This is a genomic window from Streptomyces narbonensis (genome assembly GCF_014649015.1).
Lineage (GTDB): Bacteria > Actinomycetota > Actinomycetes > Streptomycetales > Streptomycetaceae > Streptomyces > Streptomyces narbonensis.
Map to the genome: position 1 here is coordinate 256373 of NZ_BMSF01000001.1, position 15113 is coordinate 271485.

The window sequence follows — 15113 nt, forward strand, 5'->3', positions numbered from 1 at the left end:
AGAAGGACGAATGGGAGGCCACTCGTGGCGGCGGTCGGGGAGAAACAACAGGGCTGGGCGCGCAGGCTGACCGGCTACGCGTGGCGCTACAAGGCCAATGTGGTGCTCGCGCTGGGGTCGTCGCTCGTCGGCATGGCCGTCCTCGCCCTCGTGCCGCTCGTCACCAAGGTGATCATCGACGACGTCATCGGGACCAAGACCCGGGACCTCGGCGTCTGGACCGGCCTCCTCATCGGCGCCGCCGTCCTCGTGTACGTCCTCACCTACGTCCGCCGGTACTACGGCGGCCGCCTCGCCCTGGACGTGCAGCACGACCTCCGTACCGACATGTACGGGACCATCACCCGCCTCGACGGGCGGCGGCAGGACGAGCTGTCCACCGGGCAGGTCGTCGGCCGCGCCACGAGCGACCTGCAACTCATCCAGGGTCTTCTCTTCATGCTCCCGATGACCATCGGGAACATCCTGCTCTTCGTCATCTCGCTGGCCGTCATGGCCTGGCTCTCCATCCCCCTCACCCTCGTCGCCCTCGCCGTCGCCCCCGCCCTCTGGTTCATCGCCAAGCGCAGCCGCACCCGCCTCCACCCGGCCACCTGGCACGCCCAGCAGCAGGCCGCCGAGGTCGCAGGCGTCGTCGACGGGGCCGTGACCGGCGTCCGCGTGGTGAAGGGCTTCGGCCAGGAGGACCAGGAGACCGGCAAGATCCGGGAGGCCGGGCGGAAGCTCTTCGCCGGGCGCCTGCGGACGATCCGGCTGAACGCGAAGTACACCCCCGCCCTCCAGGCCGTACCCGCCCTCGGCCAGGTCGCCGTCCTCGCCCTCGGCGGCTGGCTCGCCTACCGCGGCCAGATCACCCTCGGCACCTTCGTCGCCTTCTCCGCCTACCTGGCGTCCCTCGTCGGCCCGGTCCGGATGCTCGCCATGGTCCTCACCGTCGGCCAGCAGGCCCGCGCGGGCGTCGAGCGGGTCCTCGACCTCGTCGACACCGAGCCCGTCATCCAGGACGGGACGAAGGAGCTCCCGGCCGACGCGCCAGCGACGGTCGAGTTCGACGACGTGAGCTTCGCCTACGACGGGGCCAACGGCAAGATCAGCCCCGTCCTCGACGGTTTCTCCCTGGAGATCCGCTCCGGCGAGACCGTCGCCGTCGTCGGTGCCTCCGGCTCCGGCAAGTCCACCGTCTCGCTCCTCCTGCCCCGCTTCTACGACGTCACCCACGGCGCCGTTCTCGTCGGCGGCCACGACGTCCGCGAGCTCACCCTCGACTCCCTGCGCGCCGCGATCGGGCTCGTCCCGGAGGACTCGTTCCTCTTCTCCGACACGGTCCGCGCCAACATCGCGTACGGCGCCCCCGACGCCACCCAGGAGCAGATCGACGCCGCCGCCCGCGCCGCCCAGGCCGACCGGTTCATCGCCGAGCTGCCCGAGGGGTACGACACCAAGGTCGGCGAGCACGGCCTCACCCTCTCCGGCGGCCAGCGCCAGCGCATCGCCCTCGCCCGCGCGATCCTCACCGACCCCCGTCTCCTCCTCCTCGACGACGCCACCTCGGCCGTCGACGCCAAGGTCGAGCACGAGATCCACGAGGCCCTCAAGTCGGTCATGGCGGGCCGTACGACCCTGCTCATCGCCCACCGGCGCTCCACCCTCGGCCTCGCCGACCGCATCGCCGTCCTCGACGACGGGCGGCTCTCCGACATCGGCACCCACGAGGAGCTGGAGGAGCGCTCCGCGCTCTACCGCCGCCTCCTCACCGACCCCGACGAGCTCGGCGCCGTCTCGCCGGGCCATGTGCTCCCCGCCGACGTCCCCGAGGACGCCACGCTGCGGGCCGAGCTCGACGCCGAGTTCGACGCCGAGCGCGGCATCACCCCCGCCCTGTGGGTACGGGACGCGGGCACCGCCGAGGAGAGCCCGGCCCCCGGAGCCACCCCCGAGCTGCTCGCCGCCGTCGAGGCCCTGCCGCCCGCCGACGACACCCCCGGGATCGACGAGTCCCGCGCCGTCTCGCCCGAGGACAGCTACGGCCTGCGCCGGCTGCTCCGCGGCTTCGGCGTCCCGCTGCTCATCAGCCTCGGCCTGGTCGCCCTCGACGCGGGCGCCGGCCTCCTGCTTCCCGTCCTGATCCGGCACGGCATCGACGAGGGCGTGAACCGGCTCGCGATCGGCGCAGTCTGGGCGGCCTCCGCGCTCGCCCTGGTCACCGTGCTCGTGCAGTGGGTCGCGCAGACCGCCGAGACCCGGATGACGGGCCGCACCGGCGAGCGGGTCCTCTACGCCCTGCGCCTGAAGATCTTCGCCCAGCTCCAGCGCCTCGGCCTGGACTACTACGAGCGCGAGCTCACCGGCCGGATCATGACCCGCATGACCACGGACGTGGACGCCCTGTCCACCTTCCTCCAGACGGGTCTTGTCACCGCCTTCGTCTCGGTCGTGACCTTCTTCGGGATCATGGTCGCGCTGCTCGTGCTCGACCTCCAGCTCGCCCTGGTCGTCTTCGCGACCCTGCCGGTCCTCGCCGTCGCCACGTACTTCTTCCGCCGGTCGAGCGTGAAGGCGTACGAGCTGGCGCGCGACCGGATCAGCGTCGTCAACGCCGACCTCCAGGAGTCGGTCTCCGGACTCCGGATCGTGCAGGCCTTCCGCCGCGAGCACGCGGGCGTGGAGCGCTTCGGCGCACGCAGCGACGAGTACCGCGAGGCGCGCGTCCGCGGCCAGTGGCTGATATCGATCTACTTCCCCTTCGTGACCCTGCTGTCCTCGGTGGCCGCCGCGGCCGTCATGATCGTCGGCGCGAACCGCATCGACGGCGGCACCCTCACCACCGGCGCGCTCGTCGCCTACCTCCTCTACATCGACCTCTTCTTCGCCCCCGTCCAGCAGCTGTCGCAGGTCTTCGACGGCTACCAGCAGGCCGCGATCTCGCTGAAGCGGATGCAGGAGCTGCTCCAGGAGCCGACGTCGACGGCCGCCGCCGACGCGCCCCGGGACGTGCGGTCGCTGCGCGGCGAGATCGCCTTCGAGGACGTGTCGTTCTCGTACGGCTCCGACGTCCGCGACGGGGAGGACGCGGCCCTCACCGGCATCGACCTGCGCATCCCGGCCGGGCAGACCGTCGCCTTCGTCGGCGAGACCGGCGCGGGCAAGTCGACCCTGGTCAAGCTGGTCGCGCGGTTCTACGACCCGACGGGCGGCCGTGTCACCGCCGACGGCACCGACCTGCGGGACCTGGACCTCACCGCGTACCGCCACCGGCTCGGGGTCGTCCCCCAGGAGGCGTACCTCTTCGCCGGGACCGTCCGGGACGCCATCGCCTACGGCCGCCCCGCGGCGACCGACGCGGAGGTCGAGGCGGCGGCCCGCGCGGTCGGCGCGCACGAGATGGTCGCCACGCTCGACGGCGGCTACCTCCACGAGGTCGCCGAGCGCGGCCGGAACCTGTCGGCAGGGCAGCGCCAGCTCATCGCGCTCGCCCGCGCCGAGCTCGTCGACCCGGACGTCCTGCTCCTCGACGAGGCCACGGCGGCCCTGGACCTCGCCACCGAGGCCCAGGTCAACCAGGCCACCGACCGGCTCGCGGGCCGCCGGACGACGCTCGTCGTCGCCCACCGCCTGACCACGGCGGCCCGCGCCGACCGGGTCGTCGTGATGGACCACGGACGGGTCGTAGAGGACGGCACCCACGACGAACTGCTCGCCCTGGGCGGCCGGTACGCGGCGCTGTGGAGCACGTTCATCGGCGAGGCCGTGGACGAGGAGGAGCCGGAGCGGGTGTGAGGCGGGGCGGGCGGGGACGGGGTCCGAGCACGGGCTGACCGGTGGGGCGCATGAGGGGGCACCACCTCTGCCGGAGGCAACCATTCCGATGGCTGGTGCGTCGTACGCCCGTACGCCTGCATCTCCGTACGTTCGTACGGCGACCCCTCGGGAGGGGACCGCATGCCCACGGACACCACGCCCGCACCACGCCGCCGACGGCTGCTCGTTCGGGTCCTCGCCCCGCTCCTCGGCGCCCTCGCCCTGCTCCTGCTCCCCTTGCCGGGTCCCGGCGCCGGGACCGCCGAGGCCGTCTCCGTCTGCCACGGCCGCCCGGCCAAGACCTACTCCTTCGCCGGCGGCGAGCTGCGCCTCTACAAGACCCGCCACTACGCCTGCGCCGTCACCGTCGCCAAGCGCCCCGGCGCCGCGCGCCCGATGACCGTCTCCCTCCAGCCGCGCGGCGGCCGCCCCGTCGTCAAGGCCGGACGGTTCGGCCGGCAGGCCGGGCCCGTCACCGTCCACGCCCTCAACCGCTGCGTCCGCGCCTACGGTTCGGTGGCCGGACAGGGCAGGTCCACGGGCTGGATCCTGTGCTGACCGGCGCTGAGTCCGTCCCGGTTCCTCTGCTGATGCACAGGAAAGTCCAAGGGTAAGGACCAACTGGGTCTGGCGGTCCACACGTTGCCCCCGCTAGGTTCGCGACACCGTTGTGAACCAAGGGGAGGACGAATGCGCAAGTCGCTCAGATGGCTGGTGTCGCTCTCGGTGCTCATAGGCACCGTCGGCTCCACGGGCGTGGCCACCGCCGCGGACGCGGAGGACACCACCGCCGTCGCCGACTCGCAGAGCGCTGACACGCAGAGCGCGGACATCAAGGACCGCATCCTGGCTATCCCCGGGATGAGCCTGATCGAGGAGAAGCCCTACGCCGGCTACCGCTACTTCGTCCTGGAGTACGTCCAGCCGATCGACCACAACCGCCCGTGGGCGGGCACGTTCAAGCAGCGGCTCTCGGTCCTCCACAAGGACACGGACCGCCCCACCGTCTTCCGCACCAGCGGCTACGGGCTGAGCACCACCCCCAGCCGCACCGAGCCGACGCGGATCATCGACGGCAACCAGATCTCCATGGAGTACCGCTTCTTCACGCCGTCGCGCCCGCAGCCGGCCGACTGGTCGAAGCTGGACATCTGGCAGGCGGCCAGCGACCAGCACCGGATCTTCCGCGCGCTGAAGAAGATCTACGGCAAGAACTGGCTCTCCACCGGCGGCTCCAAGGGCGGCATGACCGCCACCTACTACGAGCGCTTCTACCCGCGCGACATGGACGGCGTCGTCGCGTACGTCGCCCCGAACGACGTGGTGAACAAGGAGGACTCGGCCTACGACCGGTTCTTCGAGAACGTCGGCACGAAGGACTGCCGCGACCGCCTGAACAACATGCAGCGCGAGGCCCTCGTCCGCCGCGAGCCGCTGCAGAAGAAGTACAAGGAGTGGGCCGAGGCCGAGGGAGCCACGTTCAACACGGTCGGCTCGCTCGACAAGGCCTGGGAGGCCGTCGTCCTCGACTTCGTCTGGGGCTTCTGGCAGTACTACGGCCAGGACGTCTGCGACCAGATCCCGGACGCGGCGACCGCGAGCGACGACACCGTCTACGAGACGATCGACGCCTACTCCGGCTGGGCCGCCTACGCCGACCAGGGCCTGGACTACTACACGCCGTACTACTACCAGGCGGCCACCCAGCTCGGCTCGCCCAGCATCAAGCAGCCGCACCTGAACGGCCTGAGCCGCTACGGCTACCAGCCGGCCAGCAGCTTCGTGCCGAAGTCGATCCCGATGAAGTTCCAGCCGCAGGCCATGCGGGACGTCGACAACTGGGTCCGCAAGAACGCGAACCGGATGATGTTCGTCTACGGCGGCAACGACCCGTGGGGCGCCGAGCCGTTCCACCTCGGCAAGGGCGCGCGCGACAGCTACGTCTACACCGCGCCCGGCATGAACCACGGCGCGAACGTCGACGGGCTCGTCGAGGCCGAGCGGGAGAACGCCACCGCCCGCATCCTGGCCTGGGCCGGCGTCTCCGCCCCGGCCGTGCAGGCGGCGCAGCCCCTGGCCCGCTTCGACGCCCGCCTCGACAAGGCGGTCGACGAGGACGTGACCCGGGAGCACGGCCTGCGCCCGTAATCCCTTCGTACGACCCGGGTGTGCCCGGCGGTCCTCCCGAGGACCGCCGGGCACACCCTTTCCCGCATCAGCCGTACGACAGCCCGTACCCCACCGGATACAGGACCTCGGTCGGGTCCTCCGCGTCCTGCACCGGCACGGGCAGCCGTCCCTTCGGCCGGGCACGGCCGGCCAGGACCCGGGCCGCGGCGCGGAGTTCGACGTCGGTCCAGGAGTACGCGGCGAGGGTCGCCCGCTGGCCGCCGAGCCGGGCGACGTCGTACGGGTTGCGGATCGCGACCGTCACGACGGGCACGCCGCTCGCGACGAGCCGCGCGACGAGCGTGCGCTGCGGACTGGCCGCGGTCACGTTGTACGTGCCCACGACGACCACGTCCTGCCCGGCCGCCGCCGCCACCGCCTCCTCGATCTTCGCGGCCGTCGGGGTGATCCCGGTGGGGAGCGCGGTCGTGGTGAAGCCCAGTTCCGTCAGGGCGCTCGCGAGCGTCGTGGTCGGCGGGCCCGTCGTACCGGACGGCGAGGCCGGGTCGGCGCCGACGACGAGGACCCTCCCGTGGGTGGTGGCGCTCAGCGGCAGGAAGCCGCCCTCGTTGAGGAGCAGGGTTGTCGTCGCCTCGGCGATCCGGTCGGCCTGCGCGAGGTGGGCGGCGGTGCCGACCGCCCGGTCGACGCCGGCCCGCGTCACGTACGGCTGTCGGAAGAGGCCCAGCTTCGTCTTGAGCCGCAGGATCCGCAGGATCGATTCGTCGAGCCGGGCCTCCGTCAGCTCGCCGTCCCTGACCGCCGCCAGGACCGCCTTCCAGGCGACGTCGAGTTTCGGCGGGTTGAGCAGCTGGTCCACCCCGGCCTTCAGAGCGAGGACGGGGACGCGCTCGTCGCCGTACTTGGTGCGCACGCCCTCCATGCCGAGCGAGTCGGTGACGACCACGCCGTCGTAGCCGAGCTGCCGGCGCAGGATGCCGGTGAGGATGGGCTCGGAGAGGGTCGCCGGGTCCTCGCTGGGGTCGAGCGCGGGCACCACGATGTGCGCGGTCATGATCGAGTCGATCCCGGCGTCGATCGCCGACTCGAAGGGCGGCGCGTCGAGTTCGGTCCACTGGGCCCGGGTGTGGCTGATCGTCGGCAGGCCGTAGTGGCTGTCGACGGCGGTGTCGCCGTGGCCCGGGAAGTGCTTGGAGGTGGCCGCGACCCCGGCCCGCTGGTACCCCTTGACCTGGGCGGCGACCAGCCCGGCGACCGCGCGCGGGTCGGAGCCGAAGGAGCGGACGCCGATGACGGGGTTGGCCGGATTGACGTTGACGTCCGCGACCGGGGCGTAGTTCTGGCGGATGCCGACGGCGGCGAGCTCGGTGCCCGCGATCTGCGCGGCCTTGCGGGCGTCCGCGAGCGAGCGGCCCGCGCCGAGGGCCATCGCTCCGGGCACCAGGGTCGCGGGCTCGCCGACCCGGCAGACGATGCCGTGCTCCTGGTCGGTGGAGATGAGCGCGGGGATCGGCGTGGGCTGCGCGAGGGCGGCCTGCTGGATGCCGTTGGAGAGCTCGGCGATCTGGTGCGGGTCGCGGGTGTTGTGGGCCCAGGAGAAGTAGATGACGCCGCCGACGTGGTAGCGCTCGACGAGCTCGGCGGCGGTGCGGACGCCGATCTCCGAGAGGTTGGCGTCGATGTCGGCCTGGTCGGGGGCGGTCGCGGAGTGGCCGTACACCCGCATCACGAAGAGCTGGCCGACCTTCTCCTCCAGGGACATCCGGTCGATGATCTTCCGGAGCTTCCTGTCGGTGGTCTCCGAGTGGGCCGCGTGAGCCACGGGGGCGGTGGCGCCGGTGACGGCGGCCGCGGCGGCTGCGGCGGTCACCGTGAGAAGGGCGCGTCGGGAGGGGGAGGGGGAGGGGGAGGGGGAGGGGGAGCTGGCGGGGGCGCGGTGGTGCACTGATGCTCCTTCCGGCCGTGCGAGGTTGAAGGAAACTTCCAAGGAGTCACGGATAGCCCGAAAGTAACTGCCAGGTCAAGGACCCGCGCAGGAATCGCCACCGCGCGCGCCGCGCCCCCCGTTCCGCCTGCCTCCGTCCCCCCGCCATCGCGACCGACCGGGAAATCCCTGGCGCCCGGACCCCCGGCGCTCGTACGGTCTACCGGTCCCACCAGCGAGGAAAGGCGCGCATGACCTTCGAACGCATCACCGTCGACACCCCCGATCCCGCCCCCGGCACCGTCCTGCTCGCGGGCATCCCCGGCAGCGGCAAGTCGACCGTCGCGGCGGCCCTCGCGGCCCGCTTCACCCGCTCCGCGCACATCGAGGTCGACGACCTCCAGGAGCTCATCGTCCAGGGCTGCCACTGGCCGACCCCGGACGGCGACCCCGAGGCCGACCGCCAGATCCTGCTGCGCGCCCGCAACGCCTGCCTGCTCGCGGACAGCTTCGCCTCGGCGGGCTTCCTGCCGGTCCTCGACGACGTGGTCGTACGCCGCTCCCACCTGGACTTCTACCGCGCCCACGCGAAGGCGGCCCCGCTCCATGTGGTGATCCTCGCCCCCGGCCCCGACAAGGCCTGGGAGCGCAACAACGCTCGCCACAAGAAGCTGACGACGAACTGGGCCTTCCTGGACGAGGCCATGCGCGCCGAACTCTCCGGCGAGGGCGTCTGGATCGACAACGCGGACCAGACGGTCGAGGAGACGGTCGAAGCCGTGCTGGCGGCGACGGGCCTGAGGCCGGAGAAGTAGGGCCGGAGAAGCAACCGGCCCTCGGCCGGGATCCTCAGCTCTCGGAGCGGGGGAAGCCGTCGGTCCTGACGACGATCTCCCGGCCTTCGAGGGGGAGGGTCAGGTCCTCGCCGAAGGGGATCCGCTCCTGGTCCGTGTAGACACCGGTCCTGGCGGGGGCGCTGTGGACGACGCAGACGTTCTCGGAGGGGTCGATGATCACGTAGAGCGGGATCGCGCACGCCGCGTACATGCGGAGCTTCTTCTCGAAGTCGTTGTCCCGTGTGCTGAGCGAGACGATCTCCAGGACGGCCTCAAGGCTGTGCCACTCGAAGCGGCCCCGGTTGTTCCGCTCGGAGCCGGGGGCGACGATCGCCAGGTCGGGGGCGTATCCGTACAGGCTCGACGGGAAGTCGATCATGACGTCCGAGAGGATCTCACCGTGTCCCGCGAGCTGCTGCTCGATCTGGGGGGCGGCCCGCAGGATCACCTTCCACGGCCACTCGCCCCGGGGGGTCATGATGATCTTTCCGTCCGTGATCTCGACGCGGTAGCCGTTGGGCAGGTTGACGCCCTCCAGGACGTCCCACGCGCTGGAAAGGTCCATGGGTACCGTCATGCGATCCTCCACGTGGCGCTCGTCACCACGATAGCCCTCCACTACCCCCTCGGCGCCGCCGTCGACCCCCGCACCACCAGCTCTCCCGGGACCGCCACCGGGCCGTCCGTCGGGGGCTCCTCCGCGCCCATCGCCAGGCGGCCCGCCCGGGCGCCCGCGTCGTGCAGCGGCAGGCGGACGGTCGTGAGGGCCGGGACCGCGTCCACCGAGAACGGCAGGTCGTCGAAGCCCGCCACCGAGACGTCGTCCGGGATCGACAGGCCCCGCTCCCGCAGGGCCGCGCAGACGCCGAGCGCCACCGTGTCGTTGGCGGCGACCACCGCCGTCAGGTCAGGGTCTCGGGCGAGGAGTTCGGCGGTCGCCTCGTGCCCGGAGCGGCGGTCGTAGGGGCCGTGGACCGTCGGGCCCTCGGCGACCCCCGCCGCCGCGAGCGCCGCCCGGTGGCCTTCGAGCCGGTGCCGGGTCGTCGTCCGGTCGGCCGGTCCCGCCACGTACCCGATCCGCCGGTGGCCGAGTCCGAGCAGATGCTCGGTCAGGAGCCGTGCGCCGGTGCGGTTGTCGAAGACGAGCGCCGCCGTGTTCGCGTCGCCCGGCACCGGCGGCCGGCCGCACAGCACCACCCGGGTGCCCGCCTCCGCGAGCTTGGCCAGTTTGCCCGCCGTCGCCGCCAGGTGCTCCGGGTCCTCCAGCGAACCGCCCATGAGGATGACGGCCGCGGCCCGTTGCCGCTGGAGCAGGGTGAGGTAGGTCAGCTCGCGTGCGGGGGAGCCGCCCGTGTTGCAGACGACGGCGAGCTTCTCGCCCCCGGCCCGCCCCGAGGCGACCTCTCCGATCGCGCCCTGCGCCGCGCTCGCCATGATCCCGAAGAAGGGGTCGGCGATGTCGTTGACCAGCACCCCGACCAGGTCGGAGGTGGCGGCGGCCAGTGAGCTCGCGGGGCCGTTGAGGACGTAGTCCAGCTCGTCCACCGCCCGCAGCACCCGCTCGCGGGTCGAGGCGGCGACCGGGTAGTTGCCGTTCAGGACCCGGGAGACGGTCGCGGGGGAGACCCGGGCGCGGGCGGCCACGTCCGCCAGGGTGACGGTCATCGTGTGTGTACCTCCGAGGCCCTTGTCCGGCGTGATGTCGGCAGGCTAGCGTCCTCTCAGACAGAAAGCGCTTTCTATCGGGGCGCGGAACGCCGGGGAGAGGAATCTTTCGTGACACGCAGGACAGTCCGCATCGCCATGAACGGCGTCACCGGACGCATGGGCTACCGCCAGCACCTCGTCCGCTCGATCCTCGCCCTGCGCGAACAGGGCGGCCTCGACCTCGGCAACGGCGAGACCCTCTGGCCCGAGCCCGTCCTCGTCGGCCGCCGCGAGCACGCCCTGCGCGCCCTCGCCGAGCGCCACGGCCTCACCGAGTGGTCCACCGACCTCGACGCCGTCCTCGCCGACGACGGCGTCGACGTCTACTTCGACGCCCAGGTCACCTCCGCCCGCGTCGACGCCCTCACCAAGGCCATCGCCGCCGGCAAGCACATCTACACCGAGAAGCCCACCGCCGCCGACCTCGCCGGCGCCCTGGACCTCGCCCGGCTCGCCGAGGCGAAGGGCATCAAGCACGGCGTCGTCCAGGACAAGCTCTTCCTCCCCGGCCTGCTCAAGCTCAAGCGGCTCATCGACGGCGGCTTCTTCGGCGAGATCCTGTCCGTGCGCGGCGAGTTCGGCTACTGGGTCTTCGAGGGCGACTGGCAGGACGCCCAGCGCCCGAGCTGGAACTACCGCGCCGAGGACGGCGGCGGCATCGTCGTCGACATGTTCCCGCACTGGGAGTACGTGCTCCACGAGCTCTTCGGCCGCGTCACGAGCGTCTCCGCGCACGTCGCCACCCACGTCCCGCAGCGCTGGGACGAGCAGGGCAAGCCGTACGCCGCCACCGCCGACGACGCCGCGTACGGGATCTTCCAGCTGGAGGGCGGCGCGATCGCCCAGATCAACTCCTCCTGGACGGTCCGCGTCAACCGCGACGAGCTCGTCGAGTTCCAGGTCGACGGCACCCACGGCTCCGCCGTCGCCGGCCTCCGCGGCTGCCGCGTCCAGCACCGCTCGGCCACCCCGAAGCCGGTCTGGAACCCCGACATCCCCGTCACCGAGTCCTTCCGCGACCAGTGGCAGGAGGTCCCCGACAACACGGAATTCGACAACGGCTTCAAGGCCCAGTGGGAGCTCTTCCTGCGGCACGTCACGCTCGACGAGCCGTACCACTGGGACCTCCTCGCGGGCGCCCGCGGCGTCCAGCTCGCCGAGCTGGGCCTGAAGTCCTCCGCCGAGGGCCGCCGTCTCGACGTCCCGGAGGTCTCCCTGTGATCCGGCTCCCCCTGACGGGCGGGGGCGTCCGCGCGTACGAGCCCCGCACCGAACCCCTCGCCCTCGCCACGGGCGGCGCCCTCGCCTCCCGTACGGTCTTCTCCGCCGCGCACGTCGTCGCCGACCCGTACGCCGACACCACCCCCGACTCTCCCGCCGTCGTCGACTGGGACGCCACCCTCGCCTTCCGCCGCCACCTCTGGTCCCACGGCCTCGGGGTCGCTGAGGCCATGGACACCGCACAGCGCGGGATGGGACTCGACTGGACCGGGGCGGCCGAGCTGATCCGCCGCTCCGCCGCCGAGGCGAAGGCCGTCGGCGGACGGGTCGCCTGCGGCGTCGGCACCGACCAGCTCACCGGCCCCGCGGACCTGGCGGCGGTCCGCAAGGCCTACGAGGAGCAGCTCGCGCTCGTCGAGGAGACCGGCTCCCAGGCCGTCGTGATGGCCTCCCGCGCCCTCGCCGCCGCAGCCGACGGCCCGGACGACTACCTCGACCTCTACGGCCACCTCCTGCGCCAGGCGAGCGAGCCGGTGATCCTGCACTGGCTGGGCCCGATGTTCGACCCGGCCCTGGAGGGCTACTGGGGCTCGGCGGACCTCGACGCCGCCACCGAGACCTTCCTCGACGTGATCGCTGCCCACCCCGACAAGGTCGACGGCATCAAGGTCTCCCTCCTGGACGCCCGGCGCGAGGTCGAGCTGCGCCGCCGTCTCCCGGAGGGGGTGCGCTGCTACACGGGCGACGACTTCCACTACCCGGAGCTGATCGCCGGCGACGAACAGGGCTTCAGCCACGCCCTGCTGGGCATCTTCGACCCCCTCGCCCCGCTCGCGGCGGAGGCGGTCCGGACCCTGGACACGGGCGACAAGGCCGGCTTCCGCGCGCTCCTCGACCCGACGGTCGAACTCTCCCGGCACCTCTTCGAGACGCCCACCCGCTTCTACAAGACGGGCGTGGTCCTCCTCGCCTGGCTCGCCGGCCACCAGGAGCACTTCACGATGGTCGGCGGCCTGCAGTCCGCCCGATCGCTCCCGCACCTCGCCCGCGCCTACGAACTGGCCGACGGCCTCGGCCTGTTCCCCGACCCGGCGCTCGCGGAGTCCCGGATGCGCTCGCTCCTCACCGTGTACGGAGTCCCGCAGTGAACCTCGACCGCTTCTCGATCAACCAGATGACGGTCAAGCAGCTGGCCCTGCCCGAACTGGTCGCGGAGTGCGTCCGGCTCGGCATCCCGGGCATCGGCCTGTGGCGCGAACCCGTCCAGGCGTACGGGGTCGAGGCCGCCGCCGCGCTCGTACGGGACGCGGGCCTCACCGTCACCACTCTCTGCCGGGGCGGCTTCTTCACCGCCGACGGCTGGGAGGCCGAGAACCGCGCGGCGATCGACGAGGCGGTGACGCTCGGCACCGACACCCTGGTCCTGGTCTCGGGCGGCCTGACCCCGGCCTGCCCCGACCTGCTCTCCGCCCGCGCCCGCATCACCGAGGCGATCGGCGCCCTGGCCCCCTACGCGGGCGAACGAGGAATCCGCCTGGCCATCGAGCCCCTCCACCCGATGTACGCCTCCGACCGCTGCGCGGTCTCGACCCTGGACCAGGCGCTGGCCATCGCCGAGCACTTCCCGCCCGGGCAGGTCGGCGTGGTGGTCGACACGTACCACCTCTGGTGGGACGACCGGGCCCCGGCAGCGGTGGAACGCGCGGGCGCGGCGGGCCGCATCCACTCCTTCCAGCTCGCCGACTGGACCACTCCACTCCCAGCCGGAGTCCTCAACGGCCGGGGCCAGTTGGGCACGGGCGCGATCGCCCTCCGAGCCTGGGCGGACCTCGTCGAGAAGGCCGGCTGGACGGGCCCGGTGGAGGTCGAACTCTTCAACGACGAGCTGTGGTCACGGGACGGCGTCGAGGTCCTGGAGGAGACCCTGGACAGCTTCCTGGCGGTCTGACCGGCCCAAGAGCCACCCGGCCCCCGTGCGGAGGGACCGGGGGGAGAGGCTGCCCGGCCGTGCGGGGCCGGGCAGCCGCAGGCGTACGTGGAGTCACCCGCCCAAGTGCCGCACGTCCTGTTGTCGGACTTCCTTGAGAATGCGGGCGACCGTGGCGAAGTCATTGTCCCTGTGCAGGATGGTCAACCCGTGATGGACCGCCGTGGCGCAGATCAGGAGATCGACGACGCCCGCCGCACGGTGCTGCCCCTTCTGCGTCAGCTTGTATTGGGCGGTCTCCACCCACCGCCACGCGTCGTTGGGGACGCGCACGGTTCCGAACAGGGTGGAGAGCTCCTCGTCGATCTCGTCGCGGTCGTCCGGGCCGGTGGCGGTGAAGAGGATCTCCGCGCGGGTGGCCTCGCACATACCGAAAGTGCCCGTCTTGATCGCGGCGTCCCAGTGCCGGAGTGTGGCGTGGTCGCTGCCGAGGTGCACGTGCGCGCTGGTGTCGATGAGGTACGTGATCACTCGGCGTCTACGCCGTGCTGAGCGGCCTTGCGGGCTTCCCATGCCCGGCGCAGGGGTTCCAGCTCGCCCCGCGCGCCCCGCTCCGCGAGCCGCTGGAGGGCCGCACCTCGACGGTGACGCTGTATGACCTCTTCCAGCGCCCGGTTGATGGTGTCCTTCTTCGTGGTCGTACCGAGCAGCTTCGCCGCCTCGGCGAGCACGTCGTCATCCACGTCCACATTGGTCACGCTCATGATCGACCTCCGAACATCCCATGTGGGAAGAACACTCGCATCTCCCACATAGTAGCTCGGAGGTGTCACCGGCGGCGCTACTTCTTCGCGCTGCCACCCCCGCCCAGCAGGTCACCGAGACCCCCACCGCCCTTCTTCGCGGCGGCGCGCTTGGTCAGGGCGGCGATCACCACCGGGACCAGGACGTCGACCGCGCGGTTGACCGCCGCCGGGGGGAGTCCCGTGCGCTTGGCGACCGCGTTCGCCGCCGGTTTGGCGAGCTTGGCGAGCACCCCGGACATCAACCCGCCCGCGGCCAGGCCGCCGACCGTGGCGACCCCCTGCAGCGGCGGTTCCGCCGAGGTCACCTCGTTGACGGCGGCCCGCACCTCGTCCGCGCTGGCCGGCTCGGCCGCCGCCTGACGCAGCTCGCCGGAGAGCTCGGCCACCGAACTGCCCACGAGTTCCTGCGCCCCGTCGACGTCCGTGTCGAGCAGCCCGGCGATCTCCTGGAGCCGGTCGTCACCGAGCTCGGTCAGCACGTCGTCCTGGAAGGAAGGTTCACTCATGCCGGAAACGCTACGACCCGTGCCCTTTCTCGGCATGCCGAAGATTTCGTGGGGGAACCCTCCCGCCCGCCTCCTGCGTCATGGAAGGCGGGGGTGGGAGCCGTGCCGGAGTGGCTGTGGGCGGTATTGATCCCGGGCGGGATGACGGGGCTCGGGGTCGCCGGGTTCCTGGTCTGGGCGAAGCTCGGGACGGACCGTCCGGTGGAGCACCACAACACCAAGATCCAGGACGAGTGGGACCCGGGCGGCTGAGCCCGG

Annotated in this window: 14 protein-coding genes; 8 read left to right on the top strand and 6 right to left on the bottom strand. The window is 72.1% G+C overall.

Going from position 1 to position 15113, the window contains the following annotated elements:
• Positions 1 to 24 precede the first annotated feature (24 nt).
• The 3 genes from IE124_RS01135 (at position 25) to IE124_RS01145 (ending at position 5946) form a co-directional block, all read left to right on the top strand.
• Positions 25 to 3777, top strand: a complete 3753-nt coding sequence (locus IE124_RS01135; RefSeq protein WP_189503826.1) for an ABC transporter ATP-binding protein — start codon at positions 25 to 27, stop codon at positions 3775 to 3777.
• Between the two features lie 162 nt (positions 3778 to 3939).
• Positions 3940 to 4356, top strand: a complete 417-nt coding sequence (locus tag IE124_RS01140; RefSeq protein WP_189503828.1) for a hypothetical protein — start codon at positions 3940 to 3942, stop codon at positions 4354 to 4356.
• 132 nt (positions 4357 to 4488) lie between these two features.
• Complete coding sequence (locus IE124_RS01145) at positions 4489 to 5946, top strand: alpha/beta hydrolase family protein (RefSeq protein WP_189503831.1); 1458 nt, start codon at positions 4489 to 4491, stop codon at positions 5944 to 5946.
• Between the two features lie 67 nt (positions 5947 to 6013).
• Here IE124_RS01145 and IE124_RS01150 read toward each other — a convergent pair whose 3' ends face one another.
• A complete protein-coding gene (locus tag IE124_RS01150) occupies positions 6014 to 7873 on the bottom strand; it encodes a glycoside hydrolase family 3 protein (protein WP_189503833.1) in 1860 nt (619 codons plus the stop codon).
• A 230-nt stretch (positions 7874 to 8103) separates the two neighbouring features.
• On the opposite strand from IE124_RS01150, the gene IE124_RS01155 reads away from it, so the two are divergent.
• Positions 8104 to 8667 carry an AAA family ATPase gene (locus tag IE124_RS01155; protein WP_189503835.1) on the top strand — a complete coding sequence of 188 codons (564 nt, stop codon included), beginning with the start codon at positions 8104 to 8106 and terminating at the stop codon, positions 8665 to 8667.
• A gap of 34 nt (positions 8668 to 8701) precedes the next feature.
• On the opposite strand, the gene IE124_RS01160 is transcribed toward IE124_RS01155, so the two are convergent.
• Entirely contained in the window at positions 8702 to 9265 is a 564-nt protein-coding gene (locus IE124_RS01160; RefSeq protein ID WP_189503837.1) for a Uma2 family endonuclease, read from the bottom strand.
• A gap of 41 nt (positions 9266 to 9306) precedes the next feature.
• On the bottom strand, positions 9307 to 10353 hold the full coding sequence (locus IE124_RS01165; protein WP_189503839.1) for a LacI family DNA-binding transcriptional regulator: 1047 nt from the start codon (positions 10351 to 10353) through the stop codon (positions 9307 to 9309).
• Positions 10354 to 10464: 111 nt separating this feature from the next.
• Here IE124_RS01165 and IE124_RS01170 point away from each other — a divergent pair, with 111 nt between their 5' ends.
• From IE124_RS01170 to IE124_RS01180, 3 genes are read left to right on the top strand one after another with little or no spacing between them, the layout of a single operon-like run.
• The gene (locus IE124_RS01170) at positions 10465 to 11616 is read left to right on the top strand and encodes a Gfo/Idh/MocA family protein (protein ID WP_189503840.1); all 1152 of its coding nucleotides are present in this window, start codon (positions 10465 to 10467) and stop codon (positions 11614 to 11616) included.
• Complete coding sequence (locus IE124_RS01175) at positions 11613 to 12764, top strand: dihydrodipicolinate synthase family protein (protein ID WP_189503842.1); 1152 nt, start codon at positions 11613 to 11615, stop codon at positions 12762 to 12764. Before IE124_RS01170 ends, IE124_RS01175 begins: the two co-directional genes overlap by 4 nt.
• Before the next feature lie 26 nt (positions 12765 to 12790).
• Positions 12791 to 13564: a sugar phosphate isomerase/epimerase family protein gene (locus IE124_RS01180; RefSeq protein ID WP_189504697.1), complete on the top strand. Its 774-nt coding sequence runs from the start codon at positions 12791 to 12793 to the stop codon at positions 13562 to 13564.
• A 93-nt stretch (positions 13565 to 13657) separates the two neighbouring features.
• On the opposite strand, the gene IE124_RS01185 is transcribed toward IE124_RS01180, so the two are convergent.
• From IE124_RS01185 to IE124_RS01195, 3 genes are all read right to left on the bottom strand, one after another.
• Positions 13658 to 14074, bottom strand: a complete 417-nt coding sequence (locus tag IE124_RS01185; RefSeq protein WP_189503844.1) for a PIN domain nuclease — start codon at positions 14072 to 14074, stop codon at positions 13658 to 13660.
• The gene (locus IE124_RS01190; RefSeq protein WP_189503846.1) at positions 14071 to 14307 is read right to left on the bottom strand and encodes a type II toxin-antitoxin system VapB family antitoxin; all 237 of its coding nucleotides are present in this window, start codon (positions 14305 to 14307) and stop codon (positions 14071 to 14073) included. The genes IE124_RS01185 and IE124_RS01190 overlap by 4 nt, the downstream gene beginning before the upstream one ends.
• Positions 14308 to 14384: 77 nt before the next feature.
• Positions 14385 to 14855 (bottom strand): DUF937 domain-containing protein, encoded by a 471-nt coding sequence (locus IE124_RS01195; protein WP_189503848.1) that lies wholly within the window; start codon positions 14853 to 14855, stop codon positions 14385 to 14387.
• Positions 14856 to 14948: 93 nt separating this feature from the next.
• Here IE124_RS01195 and IE124_RS01200 point away from each other — a divergent pair, with 93 nt between their 5' ends.
• Positions 14949 to 15107 (top strand): hypothetical protein, encoded by a 159-nt coding sequence (locus IE124_RS01200; RefSeq protein WP_189503850.1) that lies wholly within the window; start codon positions 14949 to 14951, stop codon positions 15105 to 15107.
• Positions 15108 to 15113: the final 6 nt, after the last annotated feature.

Bases quoted from the DNA above. Each gene is read 5' to 3' on its own strand.
- IE124_RS01160 (WP_189503837.1), bottom strand. From the start codon at position 9,265: ATGACGGTACCCATGGACCTTTCCAGCGCGTGGGACGTCCTGGAGGGC.
- IE124_RS01190 (WP_189503846.1), bottom strand. From the start codon at position 14,307: ATGAGCGTGACCAATGTGGACGTGGATGACGACGTGCTCGCCGAGGCG.
- IE124_RS01155 (WP_189503835.1), top strand. From the start codon at position 8,104: ATGACCTTCGAACGCATCACCGTCGACACCCCCGATCCCGCCCCCGGC.
- IE124_RS01195 (WP_189503848.1), bottom strand. From the start codon at position 14,855: ATGAGTGAACCTTCCTTCCAGGACGACGTGCTGACCGAGCTCGGTGAC.
- IE124_RS01145 (WP_189503831.1), top strand. From the start codon at position 4,489: ATGCGCAAGTCGCTCAGATGGCTGGTGTCGCTCTCGGTGCTCATAGGC.
- IE124_RS01180 (WP_189504697.1), top strand. From the start codon at position 12,791: ATGACGGTCAAGCAGCTGGCCCTGCCCGAACTGGTCGCGGAGTGCGTC.
- IE124_RS01165 (WP_189503839.1), bottom strand. From the start codon at position 10,353: ATGACCGTCACCCTGGCGGACGTGGCCGCCCGCGCCCGGGTCTCCCCC.
- IE124_RS01140 (WP_189503828.1), top strand. From the start codon at position 3,940: ATGCCCACGGACACCACGCCCGCACCACGCCGCCGACGGCTGCTCGTT.